Source organism: Streptomyces sp. NA04227 (genome assembly GCF_013364195.1).
Classification (GTDB): domain Bacteria; phylum Actinomycetota; class Actinomycetes; order Streptomycetales; family Streptomycetaceae; genus Streptomyces.
The window spans coordinates 2,234,960-2,255,817 of the sequence record NZ_CP054918.1; the positions used below are offsets into that span (position 1 = coordinate 2,234,960).

General features: G+C 68.5%; 22 protein-coding genes. 3 read left to right on the forward strand and 19 right to left on the reverse strand.

Annotated elements, in window-relative coordinates; all coding sequences use genetic code 11:
• Positions 1–290: 290 nt before the first annotated feature.
• Positions 291–1,331: a UbiA family prenyltransferase gene (locus tag HUT18_RS09265; RefSeq protein ID WP_176099461.1), complete on the forward strand. Its 1,041-nt coding sequence runs from the start codon at positions 291–293 to the stop codon at positions 1,329–1,331.
• A 45-nt stretch (positions 1,332–1,376) separates the two neighbouring features.
• Here the strand turns inward: HUT18_RS09265 and HUT18_RS09270 are convergent, their stop codons facing one another.
• From HUT18_RS09270 to HUT18_RS09305, 8 genes are all read right to left on the reverse strand, one after another.
• Positions 1,377–2,246 (reverse strand): hypothetical protein, encoded by an 870-nt coding sequence (locus HUT18_RS09270; RefSeq protein ID WP_176099462.1) that lies wholly within the window; start codon positions 2,244–2,246, stop codon positions 1,377–1,379.
• Between the two features lie 100 nt (positions 2,247–2,346).
• A complete protein-coding gene (locus tag HUT18_RS09275; protein ID WP_254878495.1) occupies positions 2,347–2,886 on the reverse strand; it encodes a DUF6817 domain-containing protein in 540 nt (179 codons plus the stop codon).
• A gap of 601 nt (positions 2,887–3,487) precedes the next feature.
• Entirely contained in the window at positions 3,488–4,336 is an 849-nt protein-coding gene (locus HUT18_RS09280; RefSeq protein WP_368661565.1) for a helix-turn-helix domain-containing protein, read from the reverse strand.
• Positions 4,318–4,827, reverse strand: coding sequence for a DUF6879 family protein (locus tag HUT18_RS09285; RefSeq protein ID WP_176099464.1), 510 nt, complete (start codon positions 4,825–4,827; stop codon positions 4,318–4,320). Before HUT18_RS09285 ends, HUT18_RS09280 begins: the two co-directional genes overlap by 19 nt.
• Entirely contained in the window at positions 4,814–5,083 is a 270-nt protein-coding gene (locus tag HUT18_RS09290) for a hypothetical protein (protein ID WP_217710476.1), read from the reverse strand. The genes HUT18_RS09285 and HUT18_RS09290 overlap by 14 nt, the downstream gene beginning before the upstream one ends.
• 148 nt (positions 5,084–5,231) lie before the next feature.
• Positions 5,232–5,324 (reverse strand): DUF397 domain-containing protein, encoded by a 93-nt coding sequence (locus HUT18_RS09295; RefSeq protein ID WP_176099466.1) that lies wholly within the window; start codon positions 5,322–5,324, stop codon positions 5,232–5,234.
• Positions 5,325–5,514: 190 nt separating this feature from the next.
• On the reverse strand, positions 5,515–6,360 hold the full coding sequence (locus tag HUT18_RS09300) for a hypothetical protein (protein WP_176099468.1): 846 nt from the start codon (positions 6,358–6,360) through the stop codon (positions 5,515–5,517).
• Positions 6,361–6,760: 400 nt separating this feature from the next.
• Positions 6,761–7,525 carry a bifunctional 2-polyprenyl-6-hydroxyphenol methylase/3-demethylubiquinol 3-O-methyltransferase UbiG gene (locus HUT18_RS09305; RefSeq protein WP_254878496.1) on the reverse strand — a complete coding sequence of 255 codons (765 nt, stop codon included), beginning with the start codon at positions 7,523–7,525 and terminating at the stop codon, positions 6,761–6,763.
• Positions 7,526–7,770: 245 nt separating this feature from the next.
• Between HUT18_RS09305 and HUT18_RS09310 the strand changes: the two genes are divergently transcribed.
• Complete coding sequence (locus HUT18_RS09310) at positions 7,771–8,115, forward strand: hypothetical protein (RefSeq protein ID WP_176099471.1); 345 nt, start codon at positions 7,771–7,773, stop codon at positions 8,113–8,115.
• Between the two features lie 258 nt (positions 8,116–8,373).
• On the opposite strand, the gene HUT18_RS09315 is transcribed toward HUT18_RS09310, so the two are convergent.
• From HUT18_RS09315 to HUT18_RS09355, 9 genes are all read right to left on the reverse strand, one after another.
• Positions 8,374–8,556: a rubredoxin gene (locus HUT18_RS09315; protein WP_176099473.1), complete on the reverse strand. Its 183-nt coding sequence runs from the start codon at positions 8,554–8,556 to the stop codon at positions 8,374–8,376.
• The gene (locus HUT18_RS09320; RefSeq protein WP_176099475.1) at positions 8,553–9,419 is read right to left on the reverse strand and encodes an alpha/beta fold hydrolase; all 867 of its coding nucleotides are present in this window, start codon (positions 9,417–9,419) and stop codon (positions 8,553–8,555) included. The genes HUT18_RS09315 and HUT18_RS09320 overlap by 4 nt, the downstream gene beginning before the upstream one ends.
• The gene (locus HUT18_RS09325; protein ID WP_176099477.1) at positions 9,416–10,561 is read right to left on the reverse strand and encodes a fatty acid desaturase; all 1,146 of its coding nucleotides are present in this window, start codon (positions 10,559–10,561) and stop codon (positions 9,416–9,418) included. The genes HUT18_RS09320 and HUT18_RS09325 overlap by 4 nt, the downstream gene beginning before the upstream one ends.
• 72 nt (positions 10,562–10,633) lie before the next feature.
• Complete coding sequence (locus HUT18_RS09330; RefSeq protein WP_176099478.1) at positions 10,634–10,918, reverse strand: acyl carrier protein; 285 nt, start codon at positions 10,916–10,918, stop codon at positions 10,634–10,636.
• 114 nt (positions 10,919–11,032) lie between these two features.
• Positions 11,033–12,016: an acyl-CoA desaturase gene (locus HUT18_RS09335; protein WP_176099480.1), complete on the reverse strand. Its 984-nt coding sequence runs from the start codon at positions 12,014–12,016 to the stop codon at positions 11,033–11,035.
• Positions 12,013–12,960 (reverse strand): acyl-CoA desaturase, encoded by a 948-nt coding sequence (locus HUT18_RS09340; RefSeq protein ID WP_176099482.1) that lies wholly within the window; start codon positions 12,958–12,960, stop codon positions 12,013–12,015. The genes HUT18_RS09335 and HUT18_RS09340 overlap by 4 nt, the downstream gene beginning before the upstream one ends.
• Positions 12,957–14,726, reverse strand: a complete 1,770-nt coding sequence (locus tag HUT18_RS09345) for a fatty acyl-AMP ligase (protein ID WP_176099484.1) — start codon at positions 14,724–14,726, stop codon at positions 12,957–12,959. Before HUT18_RS09345 ends, HUT18_RS09340 begins: the two co-directional genes overlap by 4 nt.
• 218 nt (positions 14,727–14,944) lie before the next feature.
• Positions 14,945–15,709: a thioesterase family protein gene (locus HUT18_RS09350; protein ID WP_303246576.1), complete on the reverse strand. Its 765-nt coding sequence runs from the start codon at positions 15,707–15,709 to the stop codon at positions 14,945–14,947.
• An 876-nt stretch (positions 15,710–16,585) separates the two neighbouring features.
• On the reverse strand, positions 16,586–17,341 hold the full coding sequence (locus HUT18_RS09355) for a sulfite exporter TauE/SafE family protein (RefSeq protein ID WP_176099488.1): 756 nt from the start codon (positions 17,339–17,341) through the stop codon (positions 16,586–16,588).
• Positions 17,342–17,632: 291 nt separating this feature from the next.
• Between HUT18_RS09355 and HUT18_RS09360 the strand changes: the two genes are divergently transcribed.
• A complete protein-coding gene (locus tag HUT18_RS09360) occupies positions 17,633–18,544 on the forward strand; it encodes a LysR family transcriptional regulator (protein ID WP_176099490.1) in 912 nt (303 codons plus the stop codon).
• Positions 18,545–18,584: 40 nt separating this feature from the next.
• On the opposite strand, the gene HUT18_RS09365 is transcribed toward HUT18_RS09360, so the two are convergent.
• Both HUT18_RS09365 and HUT18_RS09370 read right to left on the reverse strand, forming a co-directional pair.
• Positions 18,585–19,049 (reverse strand): helix-turn-helix domain-containing protein, encoded by a 465-nt coding sequence (locus HUT18_RS09365; RefSeq protein WP_176099492.1) that lies wholly within the window; start codon positions 19,047–19,049, stop codon positions 18,585–18,587.
• A 169-nt stretch (positions 19,050–19,218) separates the two neighbouring features.
• Positions 19,219–20,382, reverse strand: coding sequence for a thiolase family protein (locus HUT18_RS09370; RefSeq protein ID WP_176099494.1), 1,164 nt, complete (start codon positions 20,380–20,382; stop codon positions 19,219–19,221).
• Positions 20,383–20,858 lie beyond the last annotated feature (476 nt).

Sequence of the window (20,858 nt, forward strand, 5' to 3'; positions counted from 1 at the left end):
CGAGGGAGCGGAGCCGTCGGGTCCGCCCAGACGGCACGTCGGCGACGCGCTGCGCTGAACAAGTCCCTTGTCCCACAGGTGTTTTCCACTCCCCAGCACCAGGTGTTTTCCACTCCTTAGTACATTGACGTCCCTTCAGAAAGGTCCCCGGAAACCACGGGCCTTTTCTTTGCCCGGAGACCGGCGCCCAGGGCCCCGCACGGCGGAACCAGGCCTGCGTCTCGGCAACAACCACCCGCCGGGGACACCAGATCCCTCGCACGTGACCGAATCGAAAGGCCCACTTCTCGATGGCTCGCACTGAACCACGCGCCGAAGCGCCATCCACCAAGGACCAGCTCACCAAGATATTCACGGACGACGGAGACACCGCGGGAGCCACCGGCGGCACGGACGGCAACGGAGCCGCCTCACGCCCGTCGCTCGGCACCCGCCTGAAGTACGCCTGCGTCATCCGCCGCGTCGAGTTCCTCCCGGGTCACATTCCGCAGGTCATCGGCCCGGCCATGCTCGGTGCCGCCTCCTGGGGCGAGTTCGCCTCACTGAACAGCGTGCTCGCCATGCTCTGGATGATCTCCGGCCTCCAGATCGGCAACATGATCAACGCGCTGGCCGACCGGGAAGTGGACCTTCAGCTCAAGTCCCGTCAGTCGGACGCCATTTACGGCATCGGGGTCTCCCGGGTCATCACCCATATCGCGCTCTCCACCGCGCTCTTCGTCGCGGTGGCGGCCTTCCTGGCCGTCCGCACCCAGCACTGGGACCTGCTCGCCTACGCCGCCGCGTTCCTGGTCCTCGCCTTCAGCTACTCCCTGCCGCCGCTCTTCCTGAAGAGTTCGGGCGCTCCCCAGCTCCCCACTCTCCAGGTCACCTGCTGCCTCATCCCCGGGATAGCGATCGTGCGCTCCTTCGACGGGGCCACCGACTGGACCCTCGCATTCACGATCGTCGGCATCGCCATGCTCGTCACCTCGCTCTTCGTCACGAGCCACGCCGAGGACTACGTGGAGGACGCCAAGTTCGGCATCCGTACCTACGTCCATGCCTTCGGCCTGACCGGAACCATGCTCGTCCAGTCCGCGATGCTCTTCTTCGGCTCGATCATCGTGCTGGGCACGGTCTGGGCACAGTCCGGCCTGAACTGGGGCTTCGTGCCGTTCATCATCGCCTGGGCCATGAGCCAGCGACTGATGTGGGCCGCGACGTCGGTGGCACGCCGCGCTCCGCTGGACGAAGCGATGGAGTACTTCCACAAGAAGTCGCTGCTGGGTCCCTACCACTCGGCGTTGATGAGCTGGACGCTCGTCATCCTGGCGGCGTTCACCGTGTAGACCGCGCCGGGCCCCTTCCGTCGAGACGTCGACGGAAGGGGCCCGTCATTCGCTCTCCCCGTCCCTCACGTAACTCATGAACCAGTGAGTGTCGAAGTAGTGGGCCATCGTCCACGGGTGGTCCGGCTCGGTGAGGATGCGGCAGACGAACTCCGCGGCCCCACACGCGAAGGTGAAGTCCTCCCCGTCGGAGGACCGGACCACCACCGGCCAGCGGTCGGGATCGTCGCCGTCGGCCCGCCAGCAGTACAGGTTCTCGTGCTCGGTGCTCGCCCAGACCAGCAGGCTGTCGTCCCGGAAATGTGTCCACGGCTCCTGGTTCAGGCTCAGAAACCCGTCGAAAGCGCCCTCGCCGAACGTCTCGACCATGCGTCTGTAGTCGCTCGGCAGCGCGGAGCCGAGGCGCGCCTCCACCTGTGCCCAGTCCACGTCCGGCCGCCGGGCTGGCCCTGCCCAGTCGGTGATCCGCAGGAGCCGCTCCGCCCAGTGGGCGTAGTCCCCTTCGTCACCGTCCTCGGCCTCCCACGGGACGCCGGCCGGTGCTTCCGGCACCACCCTGCAAGCGGCAACCGCCAACACCGGCCGCTCGACCCCCTCGTCGTCCCGCGCGATACCCCCACCGATCCACCGGTCCCCGTACGCCCACGCACGGAGGAACACGGCCCGGTCGGCGAAGGGTACGAGAAGTGCCGCACCCCTCGACTCGTCGACCGTCGGATCGCTGAAGCCGTCGAGGACGAGAGTGCGCGGTGCGCCGTACATGTGCCCGAGCAGGTGCATCAGACCCTGCGGGTCCAGGTCGGCGGACAGGTACAGGTGGTCGTTCCCCGGGATGTGCTCGTTCCCCGGCATGTGGTCGTTCCCCGGGCCGAGTTGATCCAGCAGGTCGGCGATGGCGGCGTACGTGAGCTCCATACGGACAGTGAAGCGCGCCGCACCGACAAGGGGCGTGCTCGCCTACGTCATGGGGAGTCCGCCAGAACGCACGAGCACGCGGCCCAGGGGCAATCAGCGGTCAGCGGTCGGCCGGTGCCAGCACGCTGCGGCAGTGCGCCCAGGCCGGCTCGGACAGGAGCGGCCGCCATCGGGTGAAAAGGTCGAGCAGGTCCGCCCCGAAGCGGGCATGGACCTCTGGGCTGATCGCGGCGATGTCCAACTCATTGGCGGCGGTGAGTTCGGCGAAGTCCCGACGCGCTTCGAGGCTCGGACACGACCGTGTGCCGGTGAACCGGTCGACGAACATGCCCCGTTCATCGGCCAGCCCCCGGTAGGAGGACTCGCGATCGCAGGAGGCGTAGAAGTAGACGAGCGCTTCGGCCTCGACACCGACCACCTCGACCAGCTCCGCCCGGCGCCCCAAGTCAAGCAGTGCGACCGGGAATCCGTCGGTCCCGTAGAACGCGTGACACAGCCCGGCCGAGGCCAGCGCCGGGCGAGCGCCCCACGAGGTGAGAAGCGCACTGACCCGCCGCAGATGCGCCAGCAGTGTTCCACCGGGATGCTCGATCTCCCCGGCCCCGGCCGCCCGCAATTTCTCCAGCGCTGCTGCGGTCACTCGACATCACCCGTCCGAACTCTCGCTGTCCCAGGGAAAGCATCGTGCACGCGGCTCACGACGTCAGCCGGTTTCGATGCCTCCCGCAACGCCCGTAGGCGCTCCCGATCGACTCCGTGGCTTGCCGAATTCACGCAATACCCTCGGAAATCAGTTCCGCATGGCGCCCTCCAACAGGGACTTGAAGGCTGGGGTTTTGAGGCTGTCCTTCACTCTTCGCGTACGACCACGGCGAAGGAGGTGCAGATGCGCCGGTAACTCTTGTGTCCGCTCCGGCCGGTATGGCTCAGGCACTCGACATCAACTGTTGCACCGTCTGGCGAGGGCGTTGCCTTCCAACCGCACCACAGGCACTCGGCCTCGAAGCTTGCGTCCGTGTCCGGGTGCCGCGTGATCCTGTGCCTCACGTAACGAAGAACAGCTCGACTTTCCACGGTCTCCCTTGCCCTGTAGAGCTTGCCAGGGCACGGCGGGCTTCAGCTCGCCCAAAGCCCACGTGCCGATTCTTCGCCATGTCCTTGTGCCCACCGCGGTCAACGCCCCCGCTCCCCGGTTCGGATCTCGGTGCACACCCAATCCTTGGGGCTCCGGCTGAGCGGACCTACCCTCTTTCCCGTTCAGGCAAAAACCCGTCGCGGATGCCCTCGACGAGAGCGCGCATCTCGTCGCCGTGGAGTGCCACTCCGGCGAACCGTTCAAAGGTGTCGACGTAGGTCTGTATGTCCCTCGGGTCCCGCGTCGTGATCTCCGAGTGGAACGTCTCGACGATGACCAACCTGTCGTCGTGGATGCTGAAGCACGTCATGGGGAAGTCCGGCATCCTGCCGGTCAGGGGCACAACCCCGATGGCGACATTGGGCAGTCGGGACAGGGACACGATCCGGTCGAGTTGGACTGCCATGACGGCCGACTCGCAGATGAGCCACCGCAGGACGTGCTCACAGATCACAAAGCGGAACGTCCGGCCTCCGTCGTAGAGCGTGGCCTGACGCTCAAGCCTCGCCGCTACCATCCGGGCCATGCTCTCGTGTGGCAGCGCGGGAGGCAACGAGAACACCGCCGTCGCGTATTCCGGGGTCTGGAGGAGTCCGGGGACGAGTTGGCCTTGGAAAAGCCTGAGAACAACAGTGTTGGCCTCAATGGCCTTGATGGTGTTCTGGTGCTTCCACTGTCCTGTACGGCGCAAGAGGCGCCAGGCCGTAGCCTCCGTGACCTCTGCTCGGGCAGTGGCAAGAAGCCGCTCTTTCACCTGCGCCGAGACGCCCAGTGCGAAAAGGATCAAGTCGACGTCCTGCAAGGTCGGCAGTGTCCGGCCGTTCTCGATCTTCGAGAGCTTTCCTGCGGACATGGAGGCCCTGCGGGCCACGGTTTCACCGGTCAGTCCCGATGCAGCACGCAGAGCCCGCAGGGCTCTCCCGATCGACTCCGTCGTCAGTTGTGCCGCTCCCAGTAGTCCGCGAACGGCACGGCATGAGCGCGCGCAACGTCGCGGTAGCCCTGATACTTCCTCAGCCGGTCGGGAGGCAGGAGCTCGCCGCCCACGAACTTGCCCTCAGGGGTGTAGTGCATCCGGTACGCGTCGCGCTCGTCGAAGAGCCAGAAGTCGTGATCGGGCAGACCGGTCACTTCCTGCTCGGCGAGATCGATGATCCCGATGGACTCCCCGGCCGTGATGTTGCCCGGGTAGGCCGACAGCTCGTAGCGCAAGTAGTCGGTCAGGGGAGAGCGAAGGACATGGACGCGGGACACGGTCTTGCCCTTGTCCGTCATCGAGCGCACCCACGGATTGTCGTCCCACTCCGGCCCCATGTCGTCGCCCGCGAAGAACCGCGCGATCTCCTCGCGCTCTTCCGCCACGTCGTACTCGGCGAGTGTCTCCAGCCGGAACGCGGTCCGCTCGAAGTTCTCGAAGAGGCGGCCGAACTCCTCACCTGCGAGCACTGAAGTACTCCTCCAGCACCGCAGCCGGGACCACGACTGCCAACTCTCCTTCGGGGAGGGCCAGCTGCGCCAGCCGCTCAGGGTCGGTGACCAGGTGACCCTGCACGACGTAGTCCTTCCCGTCGCCGGTACCCCACAGTGTGGGGCACGTGCCGTTCTTGCAATCCGGGTCTCCGGACAGCTTCCGCAGCGGTGCGCCCACGGTTTCTCCCTCGCCTCGACAGTCCGCGTCGTAGTCGATGCTTCTGGTCCGCATGCGGCTCGGTCAAGGTTCCCGGCTTTCCACAACGGGAAAGCGGAGCAGTCGATGTCTCCCGCTCGCGATGCGCTGGTGGGGGCTCAACCCCGGACTGTGCGGGACAGACGGGCACCTTGCCAACAGGACTGTCCGCCCGGCGCTCTTGTCAGAGCTCGCCTGTCTTGACGGCGTCGATGAACGACATCCAGCCCTGGGCCCCGAAGACCATCACCGGGCTGCTCGCTTGCTTGCTGTCCATGGAGTCGTCCGGGCTGAGGGCGGACGAGCTCCAGCTCCCGGCGCTTCGACCGTTCCGCACCCCGATGGGAGAGCAGTGACGCCCCAAGGGTTCCCGCGACACCCGCCACCGCGATGATCACCGAGCTGAAATCCACCAAGGCACTCCGTGAACGTATTCGGCTCGGGACGGTGGTCTTCGCCGGCCGCCCTCAGCCCTTCTTCAAGGCCGCCAGCGTCTCCTTGACATCCGCCTTCAGCATCTTCTCGATCTCGGTCCGCGACGGCGCGTCGTCGTCCGTGCCGCCGTAGTAGCTCCAGCGCATCTCCATGGTGAACCAGCCCTCGCGTACCGCGAGTCGCATGCCGCCGAACTCCTTCTTGCCCACGTCGCCGCGTTCCTCGACGGTCAGGATCGCCTCGTCGCCGAGGCCTTCGACGGACTCGGTCTTGTAGGAGTACGACTTGGTGGAGAAGTCCTCGTAGGCCTTGCTGGTGGCGAGGAACTCCTCTGTCGGGTCCACCTTCTTGTGCCAGACGGCCGAGGTGTAGAGGTAGGTGCTCGCGTACGAGGAGCTGGTGTTCTCGTTGTCCTTGAGGCTGCGGTTGCACTGGCTCTGGTCGATGGCGGGCTGCCGTGAGGAGGCGCTGTCGTCGTCATCGTTCATGTCGTCGATCTCGTACTTCTCGTCCGTGAACGCGCTCAACTCGGCGGCGCCGCACAGGTCCTTGGCGAACTTGTTGCCGCCGAAGTCGGGATCGTCGTCGGAGCCGCCGAGGGTGCCGGTCGCGAACAGCGCGCCCGCCCATACGGCCGAGGCCACCACGATGCCGCCCAGCGCCCACAGCCAGCCGCGCGACTTCCCGCTCCCGGCGCCGGGCGGCGCCGGGGGCAGCGGCGGTCCGAACTGCTGCCCGGGCGGCTGCGCCGGAGGCTGGCCGGGCGGCGTGGCGGGCGGCTGGTACGGGCTGGGGATGCCCGCGCCCTGCGTCGGCTGATACGGCGCCTGGTACGGGTTGGGCTGGTTCGGATTCGGCTGCGAGCCCGGAATCGACATGTCCCGTAATTTACCGGCGGCGCCGCCCACCGGTCCCACCGGTACAGGTCTTCATTTTGGCCAAGTACGTTGCCGGGTGCGCTCGTTCGGGCACGGAGCGCAAGGTGGCGGCAGCGACAGGGCGCGGAGCGCAAGTCCCCTCACCGGCGGCCGGACGGGGCCAGAGGGCCATAGGGGCAGACGCGCAGACGCGCAGACGGGCAGACGGGCAGACGGGCAGACGGGCAGACGGGCAGACGGGCAGACGGGCAGACGGGCAGACGGGCAGACGGGCAGACGGGCAGACGGGGCGATACGAGCAGACGGGGCCATACGAGCAGACAGACGCGACAGGCCCGGAAGCCGCAGTTGCCCGTGCCCCCGGGCCGCGCCCGCCGCAGGTCCGCCCCGCCCGCCCGGATCAGGCCAAGCTGAACACGGCCACGTCGTAGCGCTCCGTCACCGGCATCGGCTCGCCCTCGGACTCCCTCTCGACGGCCGCCTCCAGGCGCCGCAGGCCGTCCTGGAACTGCCGGGTGGTCAGGTGGGTGAACTTGGACTGGGGGCGGGTCACCAGGCGGTCGTGGTACTCGCGGAGGCTCGCGGTCACCGGCTGGGCGAACGAGGCGACCTCCTGGAGTACGAAACCGGCCGTCACGAAGTCGTTGACCAGTTCCTTCTCGCCGGGGAAGCGGCGCTGGTCGGTCACCCTGAGCTGCGGCCAGTAGTCGTAGACGAGGGCGTCCAGGTGTTCGCGGAAGGTCGTGCGGATGATCAGTTTGCCGTCGGCGCGCAGTACCCGGGCCAGTTCCCGGGCGGCGGCCTTGCGGTCCGTGACGTGGTGGATGACGCGGGAGAGGAAGACGCCGTCGAAGCTGTCCGCGGGGGCGGGTACGGCCTCGGCCGAGCCGGGTTCGTAGCGTACGGACGGGTGCGGGTTGTGCCGCCGCGCCTCGGCGAGCATGGGCTCGGAGGGATCCACGGCGAGGAGGTCGGCGCCCTCGATCCAGCGGGCGAGACCGGCGGCGAACATGCCGGTACCGGTGCCCACTTCGAGCAGGGCGGGCGAGGTGCGGTCCAGTCGGGAGGCGATCAGGTCGACCCAGCTCCGGAGGGATTCGACGGGCATCTCGTTGCCGCGCTCATAGGCGCCTGCGAGCCGTTCATCGTCATAGACACGGTTCATGGCAACCGATCCTGGCTCAGCGCCCGCACCCCGACAAGATCGTGGCCGCGCCATATCGAATGCGCCGTACACCCACATTCCGGTTGACGCGGAGCGCACCCGTTCGGCCCACGGAAAAACGTTGCGGCTAGGGGCATTCGGGGGTGTCCCACGCGTCGCGGGACCGGATCGGTGCGGCGGCCGAACAGCCTGTGACCGGTTCAGTCCCTGCACCGCTTCCCCGCATGACACGAAAGGACACTCCCGTGCGCGTTCGTACCACCCTGGGTGCCGCTGCCGGCGCCGCCGCCCTCCTGCTCGCGCTGCCGACCTCGGCCAGTGCCGCCGACGGCGACTTCAGCTACGTCTACACCGACTCGGCCGGAGAGCGGCAGACCCAGACCCTTGAGGACCCGCCGAACGAGGAGTGCATCACCCTGGCGGAGGCCGCCTCCAACGACGTCAAGGCCGCCCACACTCCGCGGAACGACACCGACGCCAAGGCCACGGTCTACAGCGAGCCCAACTGTCAGGGCCGGCACTTCGAGCTCCGGCCCGAGGGCGGCCACGCCTCGGAGCGGCTGGAGGTGCGCTCGGTCGTCTTCAGCTGAAACTCGGCCCTACCTGAGGCTCGGCCCTACCTGAGGCTCGGCCCTACCTGGGGTTCGGCTTCACCTGAGACTCGGCTTCACGTGGGACTCGGCCACCGCCGGTCCTCGACCAGCACCGAGCCCTCGCCTCAGCCTCAACTTCCCCTTCCCGCACTGGCGTTCACCCCGGACACGCCACCCGGCCCGGACGCACCGCCCGGCCCGGTACGAGCCCCACAAGGTTCGTACCGGGCCGAAATCGGTTCCGGGCAAGGGTGATTACAGCTCCTCCATGACGAAGTCCTCCTTGGCCGCGCCGCATTCGGGGCACTCCCAGTCGTCCGGGATGTCCTCCCACCGGGTGCCCGGCGGGATGCCCTCCTCGGGCAGTCCCAGCTCCTCGTAGTACACCCAGCCGCACAGGAGGCACATCCATGCCCGTTTACCGGAGCGGTCGCTCATGAAATTCCTTCTTTTTCCCTGTTCGCGTGTTCGGCTACGAAGTCGGACACGGTGGCTCTGACCTCCCTGGACATGAGGATGCCGATGTGTCCGACGCCGTGCGCCCGTTCCAGCCGGACATGCGTCAGGCCCGCCGCGATCGCCTCCGCGTCGGAGTACGGGACCATGTCGTCGTCCGGGTCGTGCAGGGTGAGCTTGGGAACGTCGAGGCCGGGGCCGAGGGCGACGGCGTCCCAGTGGCTGACCGGTACGCCGTTGCGGCGGTGCAACTCCGCGTAGACGCCCTCGACTTTGGCGCGGTTCAGCTTCAGGCCGTCGCCCTCCCAGCGTTCCAGGACCCCGCCGAGGGTGGCCGCCGGGGCGATGAACGCCATGCAGTGCAGGGCGAGCCCGGGCCGCTGGGCGGCGGCGCCGATGGAGGCGATGGTGCCCAGTGAATGGGCCACGATCACCCGGACGTCGCCGAGGGTGTCCAGGACCGCGCCGACCGCCCGGGTGTACTGGGTCATCGTGGCCTGCGAACCGGGCCGTACGCCGTGGGCGGGAGCGTCGAACGCGGCTACCCGGAAGCCGAGTTCACGCATCGGCGTGACCAGCGAGTGCATGCTGGAGCTGTCCGAGGCCCAGCCGTGCACGAGCAGTGCCGTACCGCGCGGGGACCGCTCGCCCCAGAGGTAGCCGTTCGGGGCGTCGGGGCTGTTGTCGACGGCGAACTCCCGTGCGCCGATGGGCAGTACGTTGTCCGGGCGGATGCCGAGAGTGCGCGTACTGCTGAAGACGTCCGTCGTCCAGCGCGCACCCGCCCCCGGGGCGACGGCTCCGAGGGCGGAGTGCGCGAGGCGGCGCAGGCCGCGCGCCGTCATGCGGCCGCGCCCTTCGTGTTCTTCGTGTTCGTGGCGTTGTCGGTCCCCGGTCCTGCGTGGCCGGTGGCCACACGCGTGGGGTCGACCTTCTCGCGGGACAGGTCGGAGTAGTAGCCCGACTCGGTGTCGTAGAAGTGCAGATGGCGCACGATCCTGAACATCTGCCCGAAGCTGAACCGCTGTTCGCGGACCATGCCCGGATATGTGTCCTTCAGCGCCTGCTGGGCCTTCGGCAGGTTGTAGAAGGGGATGACCGGGGCGACGTGGTGTGCGGTGTGGATGGAGATGTTGTGGGTGAGGAAGAGCAGCCACTTCGGGTACGTGTAGTCCGTGGTGAGCAGCAGACGGCTGGCGTTGCGGGTCCAGTAGTCGGCGGTCAGGTACGGCACGTCGGAGGCGCTGTGGTGCATCAGCGTGGTGGCGCTGAACCAGGCGTGGGTGGCCAGCCACGGGGCCACGAAGTAGAGCAGGATGCCCTGCCAGCCGGTGAACCAGGCGAGCGCTGCGAGGTAGGGCAGGGCCACCGCGGCGACGAAGGCCATCGAGCGGCGGACCTCCTTGCGCTGGCCCGCCTTCGGGTAGAAGCCGGGCCGAAAGCCGGACTCCACCCAGTAGTTGATGGTGCCGCCCCAGAAGGCCCAGGTGCGGGTGGACATGTAGACGAGCTTGTCGAGGAACGACATGCGGTCGTACATGGGGGCGGGGATGGGCCGCCAGTCGGTGTCCAGCTCCAGGTGGTTGGTGCTGGAGTGGTGCATGTTGTGGACGTGCCGCCAGGCGTGGAACGGATAGACCAGCGGCAGCAACGAGACATGCCCGATCGCGTAGTTGAGCTTGCGGGAACGGGAGAAGGATCCGTGTCCGCAGTCGTGCGCGATGCAGTGCAGTCCCCAGCCGCCGAGTCCGGCGACGATCCACAGCGGGATCCACAGCAGCCAGTGCGGCGAGAAGGCCACACCGACGATGGCTCCCGCGTACAGCGCCCAGCTCACCACGAAGCCCAGGACGCCACGAGCCGTACGCGGCTCGAAGTACTCCTTCGGTATCGCGTTCTGCAGCCGCTCGCCCTCGATGGCCTCGGACTTGAGCAGAAACGCCTCGAAGGTCTTGTCGGGTGCCGAGGGAAAGTCGAACGCTCCCATGGGTGACCGTCTCCTTGTTTGAAGGACCCTTCGCCAACTACGGGACAGGTATTGCCTGTTGGGGCGCCGGCACTAGAGCTTGAGCTCCTTGGCCAGGTACCCGCTCAGCTCGTCGATGGACTGGTACTCGTAGAGCAGTCCGGGCGACAGACGGCGTTCGACGACCTTCTCCAGGGCGCCGGAGACCTGGACGGCCACGCGGGAGTCGAGGCCGTAGGACTCGAAGGTCTTCTGGGTGTCGATCTCGTCGCGCGGCACCTCGATGTGCATGGCCAGGTAGTCGGCCAGCCACTCCTTGAGCGATTCCTCGGTGAGCTTGCCCTCGGGCTTGGCAACCGTCTTCTTGCGCTTGAACACCTGTTGCTCCTGTCGGCGAGTGTCACGGTGAAGGCTGTGCGGGGGGGGCGGCGGGCCGGTCGTGCGAGGGCCTGCCGCGGGGGGTGAGGTGGCGCTGTGAGGTGGCGCAGGCGCTCAAGTGCCTTGGCTGGCAGCTGCCTTGGCCTTCTTCTCCCTGCGTTTGGCGATGGTCGCCTTGTCCGGCTCGCGCAGGCTCCAGACGACGCCCGTCCTGCCGAGTCCGGCGATCAGCCAGCCGCTGAGGTCCGGCTCGTACCAGGTCACGCCGTGTCGGAAGGAGCCGGGGAAGGCGTGGTGGTTGTTCTGCAGGCCCTCGCCGAAGGTGAGGACGGCGACGGGCCAGTTGTTGGCGCTCTTGTCCTCGTTGTCGAAGGGCCGTCCGCCGAAGGCGTGGCAGACCGAACCGACGCACCAGGCCGCCTGGTTGGCGACGAAGATGCGGGCCAGACCGCCGAAGACCAGGCCGGTGACGAGGGACATCCAGGTCTGCTGGACCGCGAAGGAGATCACCATCGGGATGACCAGGCCGAGGGTCACCCACTGCGGGTAGGTGCGGTTGTAGAACATCAGGCGGCGGTTGCGCAGGACGTCCGGGCCGAACACGGTCCACTTGGTGGTCTCCGCGCTGAGCATCCAGGGCATGTGGGCGTACCACAGTCCGCGCATCCGGCCGCGGAAGGTGCGGCCGTGCAGGTTGGGCGAGTGCGGGTCGCCCTCCTGGTCGCTGAAGCGGTGGTGCCTGCGGTGGGTGGTCACCCAGAACATCAGCGGGCCCTGGGCGCCCATCGAACCGGTGATCATCATGACGCCCTCGAACCAGGCCGAGGTCTTGAACGCCTTGTGCGCCAGATAGCGGTGGAAGCCGACCGTGATGCCGAACATGTGCACGAAGTACATGGCGGCGAAGAGCCACAGGTCGGTCGCCGAGAACTGCCCGGTGGCCAGGAAGTACACGGCGGCCGCGGTGCCGAGCAGGGGCAGGGTCATGGTGGTCAGGGCCGAGAAACGCTTGATCCTGAGGCTTACGGGATCAAGCCGGACGATCGCGGCGGACAGTGCGCCGGAACCGCCCGGGCCGACGTCGGCGGCAGAGGTCATCGCCTCGCTCCTTTCTCTTTGATCCGTTCGCGGTCGGGATAGCGCGCGTCGGAGACCAGGCCCACGCGGTCCAGGGCCCGGATGAACGCACCGGTCGGGTCGATCTGCCACAGTCCGTGCCGGTTGTGGGCGAGCGCGGGCCGGGCGTGGTGGTTGTTGTGCCAGGAGCCGCCCACCGAAAAGGCCGCGAGCGGCGCGAAGTTACGGCTGTTGTCGCGGGTGCGGTACGGGCGGTTGCCGATGAGGTGGCCGACCGAGTTGACGCCCCAGGTGACGTGGTCGAGCAGGAAGATCCGGGCCAGGCCGCCCCACAGGAAGCCGCTCGTCGCGGCCTTGGGGTCGCCGCCGCTGAGGGCGAGGCCGAGCAGGGCGGGCAGCAGGAGGCCGCCGAGTACCCACAGGAAGTAGTACTGGTTCAGGCGCATCACCAGCCGGTCGCGCACCAGGTCGGGGACGCGCTTGCTCCAGTTCTGCCGCTGGACCACGAACAGCCAGCCGACGTGTCCGTGCCAGAAGCCGCGCACCTTGCCCTTGAAGCCGGTGCCGAGCGGGCGCGGCGAGTGCGGGTCGCCGTCCTTGTCGGTGAAGGCGTGGTGCTGGCGGTGGGTGGCGACCCAGAAGAGGACCGGGCCCTGGGCGGCCATGCTGCCCGCGATGCCCCACAGCGAGGTCACCACCGGGCCCGCCGAGAAGGACTTGTGGGAGAAGAAGCGGTGGAAGCCGCCTTCGACGCCGAGCGAGGTGACGACGTAGAAGAAGAGGAGGAGGGTGGCGTCGATCCAGCTGAAGCCGTAGGTGACGGCCCAGACGACGGCGGCGGCGAAGCCGAGGGTGGGCAGGCCCACGGTGAGGTAGGCGAGCCGCCGGGCCGCCGTGTCGATGTCGGCGGGTTCGGGGGCCGCCGCCGCGGCCGCCTCGTCGGCCCCTGTGTGTGCAGTGGTCATGACACCGGCACCTTTTCCGTCGAGGGTCGGAAGGCCTTGATGCTGCCGTCGAGATAGGCGGCCCTGGTCGCGCGGCGACGGACCTTGCCGCTGGTCGTCATGAGGATGGTTCCGGGCGGGCCGAAGTAGAGCCGGGCAGGGCGGACGCCGTGCTCGGCGGTGACCGCGGCGGTGACCAGGTCGCGCAGTTCGCTCTCGCTGCTCTCGAACTCCCGTGGCGTGCCCCGGAATTCGGCGACGACTACCACGTCCTCCCCCTCGTCGCGCGCGCTCGGCACGGAGAAGGCGACGCTACGGCGCAGCAGTTCGTGGGCCCGCTCCACGGACTCCTCGATGTCCTGCGGGTAGAGGTTGCGCCCGGCCACGATGATGACGTCCTTGAGGCGGCCGGTGACGTACAGCTCGCCGTCGAGCAGGAAGCCGAGGTCGCCGGTGCGCAGGAAGCCGGGACCCTTGGGCTTGCCGGCGAGCCGGGCGTCGAAGGTGCTCGCGCTCAGCTCGGGCCGGTTCAGATAGCCCTGGGCAACGTTGGCACCGCTCACCCAGACCTCGCCGACTCGGCCTGCCGGCACGGGAGTCGCGGTGTCCGGGTCGACGACCACGACCCGGTGCCGGTTGGCGAAGACGCCGCAGCTGACGACACCGATCGCGCCCTCGGTGCCCGGGCCCGGAACCCGGACCGCCTCGCCGAGTTCGAGGGCGGCCTTGTCCAGCCACTCGGTGCGTACGGGCGTCTTCTCCTGTTTGCCGGTGACGAAGAGCGTGGCCTCGGCGAGTCCGTAACAGGGGATGATCGCGTCGGGGTTGAAGCCGGCGCTCGTACCGAAGCGCTCGTTGAAGCGGTCCAGGGTGGCGCCGGAGACCGGTTCGCTACCGCAGAAGACCTGGCGCAGGGTGCTGAGGTCCAGGGTGGCCAGTTCCTCGTCGGTGATCTGGGTGGCGCACATGTCGAAGGCGAAGTTGGGGCCGACGCTGATGGTCACCTTGTGGTCGGTGATCGCCTTGAGCCAGCGGTAGGGGTCCTGCACGAAATGGACTGGCGAGAGCATGACAAGAGGCCAGCCCCCGTGCACGGCGAGCAGGATCGTGCCCATCAGGCCCATGTCGTGGTACGGGGGCAGCCAGGAGCAGCCGACCCGGTCCGCCTCGAAGCCCATGTGCTCGTCGAGCACCCGGCAGTTGCTCACCAGGTTGTCGTGGCTGAGCACGATGCCCTTGGGTTCGCCGGTGGAGCCCGAGCTGTACTGGAGCAGGGCCTGCTCGGCGAGCCGGACCGGCCCGGGGGTGGCGCTCGGGCGGGTCTCGAAGAAGTCGGCCTCGGGAAAGATCCACCGCAACTTCTCTTCGCCGACCGGCAGTTGCTCCTCGAACTGGCCCACCTGACCGGCGAAGCGCGGGTCGGTGAGGACGGCGCCGGGGGCGCAGTCCTCCACGATCGAGACGAAGCGCTGCATCGCGCGGCGGCCGATGGGCGGGAAGGACGGGACGGCGGTGCAGCCCGCCCGCAGGATGCCGAACAGGCCTGCCACGTAGTCGAGTCCGGGGTCGAGCGCGAGCACGACCCGGCCTCGCGTGATGCCGCGCTCGGCGAGCTGCGCGGCCACCGCGGCCGCGCGCTCGGAGAGTTGCGCGTAGCTCCAGTCCACGATCTGCTCGCTGGTGCCGTCCGGCAGGAAGCGGAAGGCGAGCGCATCGGGTTGGTTCTGTGCACGCTGCTCGAGGATCTCAGGCAGCGAGGTTCCCAGGGACGTGCTTGACGACTCCACAGACTTACGGCCTTTCAGCTGGGTCCGACTGAGACTGACGGAACTGCTGCTGTGCCCTACGAGCTGCTGGCTGCCGATGAGAAGCGTTGGTGCCCTATGAACGCTGTGAACGGTTCGCGCGGTGTTGAGTTGTGAGTTGGGGTGGTGCGCTGGGGTTGTGCGGTGAGTCGTGGGTTGCGGTTGTGAGGCGGCCGCTTGCCCGGCGGCGCGCCCCGGACTCAGATCTTGCGGACCACGCGGAGCTGGTGCGCGGTGCCGAGGTGGGTGCCGTCGAGCCCCCAGGCGTCGATCTGTTCGTCGATCCAGCCGCCGGAGGTGGCCGCCAGGGTGCTCGCGCGGAGCAGGATCCAGGGCGAGGTCGCGGTGGCCAGGCCCTCGCCGGGGCGGACGGTCAGTTCGACGGTCGGTACGAAGACGAGTTCCGAGAGCATCGCCGCGTAGGAGGGGGCGAGTGCGTCCATCAGGAAGACGAAGCGCGCGGCGTCGGGCGCCTCGTCGTCCTCCAGGAGGCGGATCCAGGCGACGAGTTCGGGCTCGGGCCCACCCGCGTAGGGGCGCGCCGAGCCGACCGGCCGGATCTCCATGCTCTGCGAGATCGGCACGAACTCCTTGGGAATGGCGAAGACCTCGCAGTCCTCGGGCGGAGGTGCCTGCGGGGGCTTCGGTGCGACAAGGGGCCACCGCTGCTCGCCGGGCACCGAGAAGACACCCGTGGCCTCCAGGTGCACGCCCTTGGGTGACTCGGCCTTGGCGCTCACCGTGGAACTGGTCCGGCCGGAACGCACCAGCGCGCTCTCGATACCGAAACCGCCGTCGATGATCCGCCCGAACCGTCCGGTGATGCTCTGAAGTTGTAGCCCTGGCACATGCGCCGACATAGCGGAGGAAAGCATTCCGAGCGCGAGCCCGCCGTGAAATCCCCCGAAGCCTTTCAAATGCTCCGCCGTTTCGACCCACTCACCGGCAGGCTTACGCAGCAGCATTCCAGGTCGAATTGATTCCTGAATATGCTCACTAGACATGAACGGGAGCCTAGCGGCCGGAAGTTGACCCGAACAAGGGTGGCGACTATGACGCACGCCACAGCAACCGAGCGTGTATTTATGGGCCACGGAGGTTTAATGACCACCTTTACCGAGCCGGTGATCCAGGGACTCACCTCGGCAACAACCACCGAGGCCACACATTCCCTGAACCCATCAAATGCCCTGGTCAGCAAGGTTTCTGGGGCCTCGGAAGTGACCCGTAACGGCCGTTCGAGTATACGAAACGCGCCCTTGATCGCGCCCTGCGCCGACCGCCACCCGGGCCAGCTAAAAGCTGGATCTTGGGTGTCGGGCACCATCTCCGAGTTTCTTATCGCACTTACTGTCCACCCAAATGAATTCCCCGGACAATCCGCCCCCGGAAGCCTCATAACCCATGGCCACGGAGAGGCTCGGAACGCTTTCCCCGGAACGGCACCGCTTCACGTTCCGGCAACACCACAAGCCCCGGAGGGGCGAATTCCGCCACGGCGCGCGCCCGGCTCGGTGCATCCGCAACCGAATACCGGACGACCGGACGGTACGGACGGGGAACGAGTCCCGATATCCGCCCCGACTCTACTGCCGCCCCCGCTGACCTGCGAGGCGGCGAGGGGCCCTGTCCGGCTCGCTCGGACGCCCGGATTTCCGTGCTCGTCACGACGGGAGCATCGGTAACAGCCGTACCGGGGAAGGGAATTCGGAGCCTCCGGGTCCGGATTTAACCTACCGGCATTCCGGCCGGGCAGCACCTTCCGGGGACGGACACCCTCCGTATCCGGCCACCTACGAATTGGGGTGGGGACACCGCGCGGGCGGCCGGTACGGCCGGGCTCAGGTCGCGAGCAGGACGACGGACGCGGTCAGACCCACGACGACGATCAGGCCGCGCAGTACGACCGGCGGCAGCTTGCGGCCCACGCGCGCGCCGACGAGGCCGCCGATGGTGGAGCCGACCGCGATCACCCCCGCTGCCCACCAGTCGACGTCGGCGACACAGACGAAGACGACGGCGGCGACCCCGTTGACGATGCTGGCGAGGACGTTCTTCACGGCGTTCAGACGCTGGAGGTCGTCCTTGAGGAAACTGCCGAACAGGCCCATCAGGAGCACCCCTTGGGCCGCCCCGAAGTACCCGCCGTACACGCCCGCCGCGGCCACCCCGCACCACATGGGCACGCCGCCGTCCTTCTCGCCGTGGTTCTCGCGCTTGGCCAGCCACTTGTTGAGGCGGGGCTGGAGGACCACCAGGAGGCAGGCGAGCAGGATGAGCGCGGGGACCACCGCGTCGAAGGTGCTGGACGGCAGCTGGAGCAGGAGTATCGCGCCGATGAGCCCGCCGATCAGGGAGCCCGAGCCGAAGATCAGGACCCGCCTGAGCTGTCCCTTGAGTTCGCGCCGGTAGCCGTAGGCCGCGCTCAGCGAGCCCGGAACGAGTCCGATGTTGTTGGAGACGTTGGCGAGAACCGGGGAGTACCCGAAGGCGAGCAGCGTCGGGAAGGTGATCAGGGTTCCCGAGCCGACCATGGCGTTGATGCCCCCGGCGGCCACGCTGGCGGCCCCGATGGCCACTGCCTCGATCGCGTCCACCCGTACACCTTCCGTCGCTGTGTGCCGCACTCGTGCCGGACGGTCGTGGTCCGTGCGCGATGCCGCAGGTCACCGTACCCGCCGAGGCCCCCACAGGTCTGTGTGCTGCACAACTAGTCTCGAATCAGATCCCGGATCGGCCGCCGCGCGGGGCAGTTGGGGCGCCGCCGGATACGTACGCGCGCGTGCGCGCCGCCGCACGTCGCCTTGGCCCCTGCCTCACGTTCTGCAATCGAGATCAGGTTTCCGCGTCCTTGAGGAGGTGCGCGGGGGCCGCTATATCGTGATCGGGTGACCCTAGACGACCTGAGGGTGTTCGCGGCGGTGTGCAGGGTTCGAAATCTGAGTGCGGTGGCGCGTGAGATGAACTGCAGCCAGTCCGCCGTGAGTCAGCACGTCAGACGGCTGGAGAAGGAGGTCGGCCTGCCGCTGGTGGAGCGCAGGCCCCGCGGGGTGGTGCCCACCTCGGCGGGCGAGATCCTCTATCGCAGCGCGGCCGAGGGCCTCACCGCGCTCAGCGACGGTCTGCGGCAGATCGAGGAGCTGCGCACCGGCCGGTCGGGGACCGTCGCGGTCGCCGCGGGCTCCGCCTCGATACGGCATTTCATGGGTGGCGCCGTGCAGGCCTTCCGGAAGCGGTATCCGCAGGTGGAGCTGGAGTTCCGGCCGGAGACCACCAGCGAGCAGTGCTTGCGTGCGCTGCGCGCAGGGGCGGTGGATCTGGCCTGGATCATGTTCACCGCGCCCGCGCCGGGCCTGGAGCTGCGGCCGGTCACCGAACTGGACTGGGTGCTCGCCGTACGCGCGGACGATCCGCTCGCCCGGCTCGGCAGTCTGCGCCCGGCGGACCTGGTCCGGGACCGGCTGATCCATCCGCCCTGCGGCCCCGACGACGGCTCCGGGCAACTGGATCCGCCCGAACGCCAGGCCGCCATCGACTGGGAGACGGCCCTGCTGCTGACCGAACTGGGCCTCGGGCACGCACTGGTGCCCGCGGTGGCCGGTCTGCACGAGCGGTCCGACGGGCTGGTCCTGCTGCCACTGGAGGGTGTCGCCCCGCTCACCGTGGGGTGGGCGGCCCGGCAGTGGTCGGCGTTGCCGCCGCCGTCGCGCGACTTCGCCGAGCAGGTCGCGAAGCTGGCGGGTGAGTCGAAGCTCGCCACCGGCGGCCCGCCCGCACAACCAGCCGAGTGGGGACGGTAGTTGGGGCCCTCCACCCAACCAGCGGCGCGCAGAGGGAAGTTCAGCTCTCCCCGACCCGGACCGGCTCGGTCAGCGCTCCCCTGCCGCTGGGCGAGTGGGCGCCTTCGCGGGCCTTCTCGCCGCAGTGTCTGCACACCACCTCGGGTTCCAGGGTGTTGCCACAGGAGTGCTGCCAACGCAGCGGCGGGTCCTCGGGGTTGAGGTGTTTGTCGCCCCATTGCATCAGGGTGATCAGTACGTCGCACAGCTCGGCACCGGCGGGGGTGAGGTGGTACTCGTAGCGCGGCGGCCGGGTGCTGTACAGCTCGCGGCGTACCGCGCCCACGGCTTCCAGCTTGCGCAGCCGGACGGTGAGGATGTCGCGCGAGGTGCCGGTGTTGCGGACGATCTGGTCGAACCGGCGTACCCCATGGCTGAGTTCGCGTACCACGAGAAGGGTCCAGCGCTCGCCCACCAGGTCGAGCGCGTCGGCGATGGAGCACTCTCGGGGGATGGGTTTCGACATGAATCCATCGTAGGGCAGTGAGTTGTGTTTTCGAATGCTCTCGACGGACACCCCTTGCCTTCCGGCCGTGCACTCGATCAGGGCGTGTTCTGACGGCCCCGGACCGGTCCACCCGGACTCTGCCGGAACTCCGGCCCCCTCCGGCGCCCGCCCGGGTCACGGCCGCTGCTCACAGCCTCTCGATGATCGTGGCGTTGGCGACGCCGCCGGACTCGGACATCGTCTGGAGGCCGTAACGGGCGCCTCTGTCCTCCAGGTTGTGCAGCAGCGTGGTCATCACACGGGCACCGCTGCCGCCCAGCGGATGGCCGAGGGCGATGGCGCCGCCGCGTACGTTGAGCTGGTCGAAGTCGACGCCGGTCTCGCGCTGCCAGGCGAGGACGACGGCGGCGAAGGCCTCGTTGACCTCGAACAGGTCGATGTCCGCCAGGGTGAGCCCGCCCCGGTCCAGGACCCGTTCGGTCGCGGGGATGATCGCGGTGAGCATCAGCAGCGGGTCGTCCCCGGCGACCGCGAAGGAGTGGAAGCGGGCGCGCGGGCGCAGGCCGAGCCGTTCGGCCACGTCCTCCCCCATGATGAGCAGGGCCGCGGCGCCGTCGCCCACGGAGGAGGAGTTGCCCGCGGTGATGTGCCAGCGGATCTCCGGGAAGCGCTCCTCCAACTCCGGCTCGTAGTAGGCGGGTTGGAGTGAGGCCAGCGCCTCGGCACTGGTGTCGGGGCGGACCGCCTCGTCGGGCATCCCGGTCCAGATCACCTCACGGTCGAATTCGCCGGCCTCCCATGCCGCCGCCGCCCTGCGGTGCGAGACCAGGGCGTAGGCGTCCTGCTCGGCGCGGCTCACCTTCCAGCGGGCGGCGATGAGTTCGGCGCTGATGCCGTGGCCGACCAGGCCTTCGGAGTAGCGGCTCGCGTGCCGGGAGCCGTAGGGGTCGGCGTGCCGGGCGTGGCCGGAGTTCTTCGGTACGCGGGACATCGACTCCACCCCGCAGGCGACCACGATGTCGTACGCGCCGCTGATGACGCCCTGGGCCGCGATGTGCGCGGCCTGCTGGGAGGAGCCGCACTGGCGGTCGACGGTCATCCCGGGCACGGTCTGCGGGAGTCCGGCGGCGAGCACCGCGTTGCGGGTGATGTTGAGCGACTGCTCGCCGACCTGGCTGACGCAGCCGCCGACCACGTCGTCGATCAACTCAGGGTCGAGGTCGGCGCGTTGGACCAGCTCCTGGAGGGTGCGGGCGAGCAGGTCGACGGGATGGGTCTCGTGCAGCGCCCCGGTGGGGCTGCCCCTGCCCACCGGCGTGCGCACCGCTTCGACGATCACGGCGTCCCGCACCACAGCCTCCTCGGCCCGGCGACGCCGTCACATCCGGCGCCACTGCTACGTCATGAGACCGGAGGGCCGCTCGGCCACCGCCGCGCGCCTCCGGGCTCCGGGCCCCCGTCACAGTTCCGCTTGCCGGGGCGGGAGCGGGTTCCGGCGGCCCCGGCCGGCGACCGTCGCGGCCGCCCAACTCCTTTTCAGGGCCACCGAGTTGCCCTTTCCAACGCACTCGGCCCGTCGACCGTATCAATCGTTAGTTTGATTCCACAACCCTGACCGGGTGAGCTTTTCGCACACAGGTGCGCACGGAAGCACACGCCGGAGTGCGCGCCATGCCGCGAGCGCTGGGCGCACCACACCTGTGAAACCCGCCCGACTCGCCCTCGTAAAGCCTTCGTCAGCAGGCGAGACACCCCTTGTCCGGCCGGAAGTGATGTTGTTATGTTCATGCCTTCTGGATCCGTTTGAAGTTCCAACCCACTGGACAG